9 protein-coding genes and 3 pseudogenes are annotated in these 13,289 nt (G+C 46.8%); 5 read left to right on the forward strand and 7 right to left on the reverse strand.

Annotated features, from left to right (window positions below; all coding sequences use genetic code 11):
- Positions 1–180 precede the first annotated feature (180 nt).
- Positions 181–434: pseudogene (locus F4V61_RS18295) on the reverse strand (transposase); the annotation flags it as partial.
- A gap of 508 nt (positions 435–942) precedes the next feature.
- Complete coding sequence (locus tag F4V61_RS18300; protein WP_000093039.1) at positions 943–2,034, reverse strand: TQO small subunit DoxD; 1,092 nt, start codon at positions 2,032–2,034, stop codon at positions 943–945.
- An 884-nt stretch (positions 2,035–2,918) separates the two neighbouring features.
- Here F4V61_RS18300 and F4V61_RS18305 point away from each other — a divergent pair.
- Both F4V61_RS18305 and sodC read left to right on the forward strand, forming a co-directional pair.
- Positions 2,919–3,322, forward strand: a pseudogene (locus F4V61_RS18305) (transcriptional regulator); the annotation flags it as partial.
- Between the two features lie 141 nt (positions 3,323–3,463).
- Positions 3,464–3,994: a superoxide dismutase family protein gene (sodC, locus tag F4V61_RS18310; protein ID WP_000748438.1), complete on the forward strand. Its 531-nt coding sequence runs from the start codon at positions 3,464–3,466 to the stop codon at positions 3,992–3,994.
- 237 nt (positions 3,995–4,231) lie between these two features.
- On the opposite strand, the gene F4V61_RS18315 is transcribed toward sodC, so the two are convergent.
- The 3 genes from F4V61_RS18315 to F4V61_RS18325 all read right to left on the reverse strand — a co-directional run bounded on the left by F4V61_RS18315 (position 4,232) and on the right by F4V61_RS18325 (position 9,575).
- Positions 4,232–6,778 (reverse strand): autotransporter outer membrane beta-barrel domain-containing protein, encoded by a 2,547-nt coding sequence (locus F4V61_RS18315; RefSeq protein ID WP_232081998.1) that lies wholly within the window; start codon positions 6,776–6,778, stop codon positions 4,232–4,234.
- 652 nt (positions 6,779–7,430) lie between these two features.
- Positions 7,431–8,291, reverse strand: a complete 861-nt coding sequence (locus F4V61_RS18320; protein WP_000119579.1) for a helix-turn-helix domain-containing protein — start codon at positions 8,289–8,291, stop codon at positions 7,431–7,433.
- A gap of 444 nt (positions 8,292–8,735) precedes the next feature.
- Positions 8,736–9,575 (reverse strand): nickel/cobalt efflux protein RcnA, encoded by an 840-nt coding sequence (locus F4V61_RS18325; protein ID WP_080161223.1) that lies wholly within the window; start codon positions 9,573–9,575, stop codon positions 8,736–8,738.
- Between the two features lie 120 nt (positions 9,576–9,695).
- Between F4V61_RS18325 and rcnR the strand changes: the two genes are divergently transcribed.
- Positions 9,696–9,968, forward strand: coding sequence for a Ni(II)/Co(II)-binding transcriptional repressor RcnR (gene rcnR, locus F4V61_RS18330; RefSeq protein ID WP_079782099.1), 273 nt, complete (start codon positions 9,696–9,698; stop codon positions 9,966–9,968).
- A 30-nt stretch (positions 9,969–9,998) separates the two neighbouring features.
- Here rcnR and F4V61_RS18335 read toward each other — a convergent pair whose 3' ends face one another.
- Both F4V61_RS18335 and F4V61_RS18340 read right to left on the reverse strand, forming a co-directional pair.
- Entirely contained in the window at positions 9,999–11,228 is a 1,230-nt protein-coding gene (locus F4V61_RS18335) for an amino acid permease (RefSeq protein ID WP_012210962.1), read from the reverse strand.
- Positions 11,229–11,244: 16 nt separating this feature from the next.
- Positions 11,245–11,460 (reverse strand): hypothetical protein, encoded by a 216-nt coding sequence (locus tag F4V61_RS18340; protein WP_080161222.1) that lies wholly within the window; start codon positions 11,458–11,460, stop codon positions 11,245–11,247.
- Here F4V61_RS18340 and F4V61_RS18345 point away from each other — a divergent pair.
- Positions 11,392–11,896, forward strand: a pseudogene (locus F4V61_RS18345) (substrate-binding domain-containing protein); the annotation flags it as partial. The gene F4V61_RS18340 and the pseudogene F4V61_RS18345 sit on opposite strands and share 69 nt — an antisense overlap.
- 122 nt (positions 11,897–12,018) lie before the next feature.
- Positions 12,019–13,197 carry an acetyl-CoA C-acetyltransferase gene (locus F4V61_RS18350; RefSeq protein WP_079828652.1) on the forward strand — a complete coding sequence of 393 codons (1,179 nt, stop codon included), beginning with the start codon at positions 12,019–12,021 and terminating at the stop codon, positions 13,195–13,197.
- Positions 13,198–13,289: the final 92 nt, after the last annotated feature.

Here is a 13,289-nt window from a genome sequence, read left to right on the forward strand (position 1 = left end):
AATCACCTTCCTGAACGGGAACAAAGTCACCACTGTCGGATCCGCCACAGTCCCTGAACCATGTTTTTTTACGGGGTCATACCACCAAAAGGCCGACGGCTGCTTCCTTCGCTAAATTAGCCTGCCAGCTTTTCCGGGGAGTTTCTGAGACTCAGGACGGGGTTTCCCCCATGGACAGTTTTTTAGTATTTCGTTATCCATTTCAATACGTTGTAGTTTTTTCTCAGCTCACGTATTTCAATTTGTTCCGGAGTAATGGGAGAGGCTTTTGGTGTTTTGCCCTGACGCTCATCACGCAGTTGTTTGACCCATCTTGTCATTGTGGAAAGGCCGACATCCATAGCTTTGGCGGCATCTGCCACCGTGTAGTTCTGGTCAACAACCAGTTGAGCGGATTCGCGTTTAAGCTCTGCGCTGAAATTTCTTTTTTTCATTGGAGCACCTGTGTTGTTCTGAGGTGAGCATATCACCTCTGTTCAGGTGGCCAAATTCAGTGTGCCACTTCAATATAGATAAGATTGACCCTTGATAGACATGAGAATGATCCTCTACAATCTCCGCTATCAACTACCAATGTTGAGATCTTTCGCGGTTCTTGGGGGGGGCTGTTCGATTCCCTTCGCCCGCTCCAGACAAATTTTTCTCAACGTCAGCTAAAGCCCACGAATAATAAACTTTACAGCAATTTTGCCTTTTTCAAAGTCTATTGTTGCTTATGTAACCATCATTCTGGTTAGCGCTCTTTTCTCATAAGTGGCTATCCAGGCGGTGACTGAACCTCAGGTCAATACGTTCAAGATAAGCAATGGACCAGAGATAAGTTTTACCAGCCAACGATCTGCTATCGACCCCTGCTTTTGATGATGAGTTGAACATATCAAGAGCAGGGTATTATACCAATGTAGGTACGGTTCCTTGCGTCGATTCGCTTGATGTCTGAAATCATTCGGAAACCCGTTCAAGAGGCGTGCTGAACGTATGTCCTTCCATATCTATCAGTACCAGCGTTACCGGGCCGTTTGGCAGTCTATCGCTACCTCTTTTTATGACTCCGGCTGGAAGGGTGAGCGTGGCGGCTGAACCGACAATAGCCTGTATGCCGTAGTGGCCAGGAGTGAATTTATTGTAGGCATAATCGTTCCGGAAACTATCAGTCGGCAATGCCGACAGCATGGTGGTGTCCCAGTGAACAAGATCTGTACCATCAGCATCTTTCAGCCATGCCTCCATGATATGTTCCGGTGCCTCAGGCGTCCCTGCGTCCAGGTAAGCATGAACATGAATCCGGCCATCAGGGAACAATTTCCCTTCAGTCAGGCGGATATGATGTGTGGTAGGACTAACAGGGCCATGATGGTATGGCGTGACCACTGAGCCACGATAGTAACTGTAAGTCCCTACATCAAAAACTACCACGAAAGCTAATAGCCATAGCGCCAGTTTTTTATAACCGGCCGGGGTTAGCGGTACAGACAGCGAACCACAGCACCACCGGAAAATTCGACTGTCAGCCAAATGAGGTTTTCTCTTTAGGATCACGTTGTCCAGGGCATAGCTGTGTGACCCGCAAAGAAACAGTGTGGTTCCCATCGCCAGATTACAGGCAGCCATTGTCCATTCATCAATACAGGTTGCCCCCTGCCAGCCAAACATCAGCATCAGCAATACGGAAAAAAGCATCGACAACAGCGCCGAAATACGGGTGAACAGACCTATCATTAGAAACAGTCCGGCGAACAGTTCAGCGGCGCTGAAAAGTATTACGCCGACATACAGCAGCCAGAAATGGTGGAGCATAAATGAAATTACATGCTCCAGCCCCATTAGCGCGCCGGGCATTGCCGTCTGAAACTTATAGGCCATCCAGTGTGGTGCATCTGGGTTAAGTTTATCCGGTGCATAAATAAAACGTCGGCTCCCACCCCCCCAGTAAATAAATCCCTGGATAATCCTGACCGCCAGTAATCCCAGGCCTGCCGGGAGATAAACATCTGTCACAGGTTTTGCGGAAGTATTATGTGTAGCTGAACTCATAATTATTATCCCTTGTTGTTATAACATTATGCTAAAAAGGCATATAAATAAAAATAAAACAATTAGCATACAAATGGTTAACAGTATTGTTACTTTGTGTAACGGTTGTTAAGAATATTTATCGTTATGTTCTGGGCATCTTAAACAGGAATTGCGCTGGTCTCCCGCTGACTATTGAACATCATCACGGCGGAAGCCCTTATAGGAGGCTTTGGGGGGATCTTAAATGTATCGCATATATTTTACTTTTGCTGAACAGTGAGCTGTATCAGAATGTTATTAGACAGTATTTTTTTATGTTGACTGGAGCAGTCTGCCAACAGCATAACCTTCACAGCCAGAAAATAATAAATAATAGAACACCAAAATGTCGTATTCTGACATGGTTGCGAAGGGAGTATCGCTCCCTTCATTTTTGTTTCCTGAATACTCACTGAATAATGCAGCTACTGTCAGATAACTGCCGCATACCATCCTCAATCGCAGGCCTCCGCAACTGCATCTTAGGTGTTGATTCACAAGGCCGACATGGCTTCGTTTCTGTGATATATCAGTGAATATTTATTCTTGTCAGTTTTTATTTATTATTAAATGCTGTTTCTGCCATGGATTTATTTCGTGAATCAGGACTCCCGGATGTTGGAGGTAAAGGTATTTACTGGCGTAACAGATCTCATAATTTGAAAGACTTATTCATAATTTGTTATCAAGAACGATTTTAACTTATATGCGTGCCAGTGAGGCATCAGGTAAAAATAACCGGAGAGCGAAAGGCGAACAACAAAATGAACCTCCCCGTTTTTCCGGGAGAGTATTAAGCCCGGGAACTTTGGCTGCCATAACTTCGATAACATGTGAAGCATGGTATGCCCGTTCCACCTCCGCTGGCGGAGATACTTATCCGGACCCGGCGGGGATGGAGGGTACGCCTGTGGGGGACGGGAGAACTGGGGCTGTTATCTCCGGCCCCAGACGGGTTTTCTGGAAGTGCCATCGATATTTAACGCCTCGAAGCGGCTGATGAACTATATGGACCTGTTGATACATCGGGAGATAGCTGGCATGTGGGGTAAGCCCGGCCCAGTTGCGTTTGCTTCAGGGGGATTATTGTGGACGAGGAAGGTTGTCGACACTGTGTGAAAGGCTGAATGCGTATGAGAAACAAATCTGGCAGGTCAAATACCGGTTGCTGGTGACGTTGGGAATGCGAAACCGGTTACGGGAACTGCTGTTTGTTACCCGGTTTTGTGAATTACTGCAGCGAACCCCGTTTATTTTTCCGCAGTAACCCGCATCCGTCGACTACGTCATTATACCCTGACAGGCCGTCTGGTCCCGGGCATATCTGGCGCAAAGATTACAAAAATATAATGGAATTTTCAGGCTAAGAACGTTAACTATAGGGTGTATATAACAGGAGGGGAATGAAATGAAAAAAAGCATCAGCACATTTATATTCGCCGGTTTTTTTGTGGCTGGAGTCGCGTCGGCTGCTTCAATGAAGATTCCGATGAATGAAGTGTTGCCTTCTGGAAGCGGAAAGGCGCTCGGGGAGATTACCGTAACAGAAACACCTTATGGTTTACTGTTTCAGCCACATCTGTCTGGCCTTGCTCCCGGGATACATGGTTTCCATGTGCATACTAACCCAAGCTGTTTGCCGGAGCTTGAAAATGGTAAAGAAGTCCCTGCGTTGAAGGCGGGCGGGCATCTCGATCCGGGAAAAACAGGCAAGCACATGGGGCCTTATAATGATAAAGGACACCTGGGCGATTTACCTGGACTGGTGGTAAATGCAGATGGAACCGCGACCTACGAACTGTTGGCTCCCCGCCTGAAATCTCTGTCGGAACTGAAGGGACACTCTCTGATGATCCATGCTGGCGGGGATAATTACTCTGACACTCCGGCTAAACTGGGTGGCGGTGGGGCACGTTTTGCCTGTGGTGTAGTGGAATAAACTACAGACTATCATTCAGGCGGAACAGTGAATGTATGACCTTTTATAATAGTATGATAAGTAAAAGGCTTCTGGAATGAAACTCGATACTATTACTTCCAGGTACAGTAGATGGCCACAGTACCGGGCTAAACTTACATAACCTGGATTTATGCCAGATATTTATCCGAGGTAACGTGTCTGGAGGCCGCCCATATTATGCGACGGGGCGGGTAGAATGCCGCCCCGAGCATCATTTCAGAACGACCATGACATGCCTGCCGTCACCCGCCAGGGGAACTGTACCCCGGCCCCATCCCCGTAAGCGGCGCTCAGATGCCCTGTCAGATTATCCGTAATTTTTGCGTGTACCCCAGTCTGAAATACACCTCTCATGCCGGAAAGATCATTATTAAAACGGTCCCTGTTATTGATAGTTACCTGATTATTATCAGCCAACTCCTGTCGTACAGAAATTTTCAGCCATGGCTGTAGTTCACCCCCATTGCTCAGTATCAGGCGATAATCCATACCCAAGCCTGCCTCTGCTCTTAGCATATGCGTAGTATCCACGTCAGCCTGCATACCGTTAGAAAGGGCATATTTCTGGGCGCTGCCCGTAAAACCGGTAAATGCCATATATGGTGTCGCGCTCCATTTATTGTTGCTTAATCGTATCCCGCTTTCCAGGTGGGCCCCAATACCCCAGGTACGATAATCGCCATCCGCAGCGCCTCCGCTGTTCATTCGCCCCTTAACGTGATTGTCGAAAAGATTAGCCTTCGCGATGCTATCCAGATAAAAACCGCTTTCGTGCTGTAATCCAGCGTAAGCGCCGAAGGAATAGCTGTCCACGTGACCTTCGCCACCGCGCGAAAAGTCGATATTCGAGTGTGAATAGCTGAAAAATGCCCCCAGCGTACCCGAACTCTTTTCATACTGTGAAAGACGATCAATGCCCATGATCAGACCGCCAAGCGTTTGCTTAAACTCAGCTCCCGCAGAGGTGGAGACGTTATTCCGGGTATTGTACTGCGTCATCCATAATGAGTCGTCACGCCCGGCCATTTTTCTGGCTTGCAGACGCTCCCGTACATTTTCCAGTTCAGCATCAAATACCAGCGGCTGTACTGCTGCCATATTTAAAACCGCTGCAGTTGATGCCGAAATACGCCGCTTTATATTCTCAGCCGGTAATTCTGGCTGTGGCGCCGGGTCTGGCTGTGGCGCCGGGTCTGGCTGCGGTGCCGGGTCTGGCTGTGGTGCCGGGTCTGGCTGTGGTGCCGGGTCTGGCTGTGGTGCCGGGTCTGGCTGTGGTGCCGGGTCTGGCTGTGGCGCCGGGTCTGGCTGCGGTGCCGGTTTCAGTTCCGGGCTGAGTAACCAGCTTCCGCTATTATTTTCTTTCAGTCTGTATTCCCATGTACCCAGTTCAACGATCCCCCCTTTATTTCCGAGGGTGAAAACAGCATCACCACCTCCTGTTTTGACCAACAACAGGCTGTCATCTGAGGTCGGACTGACTCCGGAGTCCTGAACAAACAACCGGAATGCACCTGTCGCATTCCCGGTTACGTTCAGAAGATCCCCTTTACCACTAGCCACCTCCGTATACATATAAAAATCGCCATTACCGGACAGGCTGGATAAGTTCAGTGTATTCCAGCCTCCGTTGGAATGAAGCACACGGCCTCCTGACAGAGCCAGGCTGTTCAGTGTGTACAGGCAATCCGTGGTACACATGCCGGCATTGTTTAACTGCAGGAAGGCGTCGCTATTCAGCGTGATGTCTGCACCGGATGAGTCTGCGCCGTAGCCTAAAAAAATATGTCCTCTGTCCGAAGCGGTGATGGCTCCTGAAATAACGGGCTTTATGTTGTATCCGGCAGGGCCAATATAGATACTGGCGTTCTGGCCTGACACTTCCACATTTTTTACCTTTCCATCTAATACATTGACATACCCGCCATTATTCACAACGGTATTTTTTATAATGGTTGATGAACCTGCAACATCCAGATACCCTCCATTAACGATGGTATTCGATACTGAACCACCCCACGCGTACATCTCTCCTACCTCATTGATGGTCGTGTTCGTGACAATACCGCCATTTACATTCTGAATACCCCCGTAATTAATGGTCGTGTCTGTAGCAGTACCGCCATCCACATTCTGGGTACCTCCATCATTAATAATTGTGTTTGTGACAGAACCGCCAGTCACATTTTGGGTACCTCCATCATTAATGGTTGTGTTTGTGACAGAACCGCCCTCCACATTCTGAATACCTCCATTATTAATAGTGGTATCACTGCCTTTGCCTCCTGACTGAATATATTGCTGTCCGGACTCAATTATCGTATCTTTAGCAATGCCGGCCACATATTGAACACCACCATTACTTAATGTTGTATTTATTGCCTGCGCTGAACCATAAACAGACTGATATCCCCCTTTAATAAGGGTGCCTTCTACCGATCCTGATATTTTTTGCTCGCCGTAAATGGTTGTATTTAATGAAAAACCATCGACATACTGAATTCCACCTGTATGGATAATGGATGACTTATCCGTCGCATTTTTATTTACCTCCATAATGCCATCAGATTCAATATTTATACCATTACTTTTTGCACCACTATAGAGAGTAAGCCGACCGGATGACACAACCGTACTGTTTGTAACAGAGTCGCCATTGGTCAATATCTGGTGATAGTCTATTATATTGCGATTATAATCCGCCGCAAATACTGCGGTGTGGTAATACAGAGCACTGGAGATAAAACCAAAAAATTTTAATTTCACAAGTTCTAAAGCCTTATTTATTACGAATGTCTTGCTAAAAAATATTACCAATATACGAAAATCAGTAATAATAAAAAGGTTATACCTGATATAATCCGAAATGGAGGTAAACTCTAAATCACTATGTGTATCAAAAAATCTCCTCTATGCTGATATATTCATATGGTTATGTTTTTAGAGTGAAATTTACAAAGAGCATTAACCATACCAGAAAAACTATTTTACATAAAATTATCCTGAATCATTCAGCGCTATGAAATAATAAATGCTGAAAAATACGATTAGTAATAGTTTTGTAACCCGCTAGTCATATACCAGGTCATAAGCCAAACCGTCAGCATACCTGTGAAGCTAGTAAATCCGTTAAAACTGAAGCTGTTTGTATTCATTGACTATTCATTATCTCTGTTAAAGGGTGTAGCAGATAACGTATCCGTGGTCTTATATCGCGTTTCTTCGAAACGTTCGTAACCATTTCAGATATCAGGCCGCTCACACACCATATGATCACATTGTTATTATACTTATTAATATTAAAGTTTATTATTTTAGCTGTGAGTTTTATAATGAAATCTATTCGCATGATGATAAATGGTTTAATTATATATTCCTTGAGCGAAAATTTTCCGCACACATAGACTTGAAGAGCTGGTTAATCTACTGGAATAAAATAATCACATATAAACTTTGGGTCGTCATCATAGAAATTGGTTGTATAATGAAAGAGTTCTATATCTGCGCCACTCCGCCGATGTAGTTTTGTTTTTGGTAAAATATTCATATAAATATAGTGGCTGAATTTTGAGTAATCACTCCACTTTCCATTAAATACAAATTTAATATATCGTCCGCCTTCTACGTAAAAGGTATCGTTTTTTGCAGTGTTTTTCTCTACTTCGACACCCGATAACATAGTAATATCAATGACATCACGAATCGCTGAATACCGATTTTTCGGTGGTAAAAAATTTGACGCAATAACAATATTAGTTTTATATAATTCAGAATAATGCCGTATTTTTTTTAATCGGTTTCTTTTCGATTCTAATGTTGGAGTACGCAAGATTTTTTGTTGATAAAAACATTCGTCACCACTAACATATATTCCAGAACGCTCAACTATACAGCTATCAACGTTCCAACAGTTATCAATATTAATAGCTGGTACGAGTAAAGATAAATCCCATGAAGGTAAATTTCTGTACTCTGTCGGGGTCATATTAAATGCATGCTTAAATGCCCTGCCAAAGTTTTGAGTGCCACTAAAATGGACTCGATGGGCAATTTCAATAACGCTGAGTTTTGTCAAGCGCAGAAGTGTTGCCGCCCGGCACATTTTTCTCTGCCGCATATAAGTCCCGACCGGTACACCATACTCCTTTTTAAACATTAGCTGAACCGCTCTGCGGCTGTATCCGGTATAATTAACTAAATCATCAATTGTTTTATCCTCTTCAATGTGATCCTCAATCCATCTTACAAAATGCTGCACTATTTTTTTTTCATAACTCATCTCCCGTTGACGTCTGCCATATTAGCGGAAAAATCTTATACATTATGCTCATTTTGTGCAAAAGGCCGGAGACAGGTTGCCCTGACGGTAGAAACATGCGCATTAACACGCAGATTCTTACCGATCGGATTATAGGTGCAGTATTTCTTCGGGGTTATGATGAAGTTGATAGGTCAGAAACGATAAAGCACTTGCTACTGAAAAGCATTGGATGTTAGGCCATTTTCAGGTTGATAAAAAAGGATATTGATCTTTCTTTCGCTTTTTCCAGCTCCCTGCTAACACCAACGATGCAACACACGGGTTAATCTCAAATACGTAAACTTAAGCTGTCTGAATGTCTGGAAAAATAGCCCAGCAGAGTCGGTGGTAAACGGCAATCAGCCGGAGCGACGCGCAAATACGCCAGAAGAATGATACGACCTGAGCAGGTGTATTACGTATTTACTGCATAATCCCGGTGTAGCCATGAATCCCCATGTATAGGCCGACCAGACCAATCAGAATGCTCGAAAAATAGGGGGCCCGACGGGCAAGCGTCGTAAAACCATTCCATCGCTTTACTGCCTGTTGAACGCTTATCGCCGCGCCAACGCCTACCGCAACCAGCGTTAATGCCAGGCCAAGACTAAAGCACAGCACCATCGTGGCGCCCAGCGTAAGCGCCTGGAGCTGGATACAAATCAGTAAAACGGTGATCGCGGCCGGGCAGGGGATAAGCCCTCCGGTCAGGCCGAACAGCAGGATCTGTTCATTTGTCACTTTTTGACCATGAAAACGGTGTTGAATATCGGCAGCGTGGGCGCGTTCATGGGCATCCTGATACGCTTTTGACATTGCGCCTTCCGGATATGTGTGACCATGATGGTCGTGGTCGTGGTCGTGGTCGTGGTCGTGGTCGTGGTCGTGGTCGTGGTCGTGGTGGCTTCCCGTCAGCCACTGCTGCTCGCCTCGCCATGTCCGCCAGAACATCCAGCACGCGGTGCCCAGAATAATGATTGCAGATATTAGCTGCAGCCATGGTTCCACTGATTCCGCGGTGTATGCCCGGCTAAGATACATTCCGCCCAGCGCAATTAACCAGACGACTGCTGTATGAGAAAGCGTAGCCGCCAGGCCGAGCATGAATGCCTGTTTAATCGTACCTTTAATGGCAATGATAAAGGCCGCCATCATGGTTTTGGAATGCCCGGGTTCAAGCCCATGCAAAATGCCTAATAAAATGGCGCTGGGGATGAAGAACCAGCCGTTTCCTTGCTGAAGAAGTGTCGAAAATTCACCCATGAGAATGATTCTTAATTGTTTTATGTGACCGCCATTTTACTCCCCCCTAGTATAGAATACTACCCCCAGTAGCGTGGTAATGGTATAATTTTTATTCATTAATGTTAGTAAGGTGTTGCTATGTCACATACCATCCGGGACAAACAAAAGCTGAAAGCCAGGACCAGCAAGATTCAGGGACAGGTGATAGCGCTAAAAAAAATGCTGGATGAACCGCATGAATGCGCGGTAGTGTTACAGCAGATCGCTGCGATTCGCGGCGCAGTAAATGGATTAATGCGCGAGGTGATTAAAGGGCATCTGACCGAACATATCGTGCATCAGGGCGATGAAGCCAGACGTGAAGAAGATCTGGACGTAATATTAAAGGTGCTGGATTCTTATATTAAATAGCCGGGAGTACTATCCCGGCTATCTGTTACTTTAGCCGAAAAACATCACCGATACGCAAAGTAAACCGACTACCAATGTAATGAAATTACCCGCTGTTCGATAGGGTTTCAATGCCGGTATCAAGTACGTTGACAACGTGGGCATAATAAATAGGATCATCGCAATAAGCGGGCCGCTAATGGCATAAATCATAGAAATGGCATTCGGGTTAATACAGCAAATAATAAACGTTATTCCGGAAACCAGCATGATAGACAGTGCGCGATTGAACGCCCGGCTTTTTTTCACGCCGACCTGCCGTAAGGTGGTTCTTACCATTTCGGTTGCGCCCTCAATGACGCCGAAGTAGGTGCCGAGGAAAGATTTCGACATGGCTACGACGGCAACGATAATACCAGAAATAGAGAGCCAGGTCGGCGCATTGGGCATCATCGAGAGCGCGGAAAGGATGGTAACACCCTCGTTGCGAGCGTCTTCAATGTATGACGGCGGAATGGAAAGCAGGCAGCTAAAAACAAAGAACAGCACGCTCAGGCAGATAATCAGGTAGGCGACCTTCATGATCTTTTTGCATTTACCCATGGCCTGCTCACCAAAATTTTCCCGTCTGTCGATGGCAAACGTCGAAATAATGGGTGTATGGCTAAAAGCAAAAACCATCACTGGAATAGAAATCCATATTTGGTGCAGTGTGTGATTATCAAAAGACATTTGCCCGGTCAGTAACGAGGGTTGCCAACTTCCGGTTAAATAGAGCGAAAGAAACAAGAAGTAAGCGATAAGCGGAAAGACCAGAAAACCCATTACGCGAATAGTGGCATGTCTTCCCATTAAAAAAATCATATTCAGGATAAGTACTACGCCGAAGCTGACTAACATCCGGATGCGAATATCTATCTGAATATGCTTCGCTAATTGTTCTGTCAGGGAATTGGTAATAGCTACAGCATAAATTAATACCACCACAAAAAACGCAATGAAATAAAGCGCGGTAATAATGCTGCCGATTTTCTTGCCGTAATAATGAGTAACGGCGCCAGTAATTCCCTCACCTGTAGAGGTTTTTGAGGAAAGAATAAACTGACACAGCGCTTTATGCGGCCAGTATGTTAGAGGCCAGGCGACCAGCGCGGTAATAAATAGTACAATTGCGCCTGCTGATCCCAACTGAATGGGAAGGAAAAGGGTGCCTGCGCCTACAGCCGTTCCGTATAATGCAAAACTCCAGAGAGTCTCATCTTTTGACCAAATTTTAGACATTATTTGAATTTATCAACTATAAAACACACAAAAAGAAGCGCAATTTACCATAAATGGCGCTAATTGTGGGCATTTTAAGCAGGCGGATGCCGCGGGCTAAGGGGACAGGAACCGTTGCGAACCAGGCAAAAAAGAGCAATATCATGTGGTAACGCGCTGTTGGCGTCAATTCCCGCATACCGGGTTTGAGTGCTTGATTGGAGAAAATGATGATGTCATCGACCTGCTGCAAAAGGGGCGTGCCCAGGTTGGCTTGATTGAAGCGCGTGAAGACTATCCCACAGACATCGACGCTTATTCAAAACTGGATGGGCGTTTATGTAGCGGCCACGTATCCGCTGGCGTCACAGACGAACCTACAGTGGGAGCAACTGCATACCTGGCGTGAGCTGTGTCTGAATACCTACCTTGAATCTAACGCCAACGTGACACGCGGCCCGGCCTGGTCGGTGCCGAATTATCTATTGCTGTTGAGCATGGCGGTTCAGTGATTAGGCTGGTGCGTGTTGCCCTGCGCGCTGGTGGAGGAGTTTACGGCGGGAAAAACGCTGACGCAACAGGATGTTCCTGGCTGGCCGAGGGCGATTGCTATTGATTTGTTGTGGAACAAAAAGTCGCCGCCCGGAACGGCAGGTAACTGGCTTCGGTATCATCTGCAGCAGAAATAAGCTGCGTCACCGTCAAATTAACTTCATTTCCTTTGTGATAAAAATCACTTTTTTTAAACAATCAAGATAACTAATTTTAACAATACTCTACTATGGCGGTGTCTTTTTGCGCTGAGGTGGGAATGAAAGAGGTTGTGATAGTGGGGGCCTTACGGACACCTATCGGCTGTTTTCAAGGAACGCTGGCCCGTCATTCCGCCGTCGAACTGGGGAGTATGGTAGTCAAAGCGTTAATTGATCGCACAGGCGTGGATGTTAATGCTATCGACGAGGTCATCCTCGGTCAGGTGCTGACGGCTGGCGCCGGGCAGAATCCGGCACGCCAGTCAGCCATCAAAGGAGGGCTGCCTAATACCGTATCCGCTATTACCATTAATGACGTTTGTGGTTCCGGTTTAAAAGCGTTGCACCTGGCGACGCAGGCGATTCAGTGCGGTGAGGCGGACATTGTTATCGCGGGCGGGCAGGAGAATATGAGCCGTGCGCCGCATGTCCTAAATGACAGCCGCACTGGCGCGTTGCCTAATGCCGACAATCTGGTGGATAGCCTGGTGCATGATGGCTTATGGGATGCTTTCAACGATTATCACATTGGCGTGACGGCAGAAAACCTGGCGCGGGAATATGGCATCAGCCGTGAATTACAGGATGCCTATGCGCTCAGCTCGCAGCAAAAGGCCAGGGCTGCGATCGATACCGGACGTTTTAAAGATGAGATTGTCCCCGTCGTCACGCAACGTAACGGGCAGACCGTGATTGTCGATACTGATGAACAACCGCGGGCCGACGCCAGCGCGGAGGGGTTAGCCCTGCTGCATCCGGCGTTTGATAGTTTAGGTTCGGTGACGGCGGGTAATGCCTCCTCAATCAACGATGGCGCCGCCGCCGTGATGATGATGAGCGAGGCGAAAGCCCAGGCTCTGGGGTTGCCAGTGTTGGCGCGCATCCGCGCGTTTGCCAGCGTCGGCGTCGATCCTGCGCTGATGGGGATTGCGCCAGTATATGCCACCCGGCGTTGTCTGGAGCGTGCAGGCTGGCAGTTGGCGGATGTCGATCTTATCGAAGCTAACGAAGCGTTTGCCGCCCAGGCGTTGTCGGTAGGAAAAATGCTGGAATGGGATGAGCGGCGGGTAAACGTTAACGGAGGCGCGATTGCGCTGGGGCATCCCATTGGCGCTTCCGGCTGTCGAATTCTGGTCTCACTGGTGCATGAAATGGTTAAACGCGACGCGCGAAAAGGCCTGGCGACGCTTTGTATAGGCGGCGGTCAGGGAGTTGCTTTAACCATTGAACGCGACTGATCCTGCGTTAGCCATTCTTTTCCTTCTTCAGTATTCCCGTCATAAAAAAGCCCTCAATCAAGAGGGCAAAGCCAGTTACAGAAACACATATT

Origin of the sequence: Salmonella enterica subsp. arizonae, assembly GCF_008692845.1 — a bacterium.
GTDB classification, from domain to species: domain Bacteria; phylum Pseudomonadota; class Gammaproteobacteria; order Enterobacterales; family Enterobacteriaceae; genus Salmonella; species Salmonella arizonae.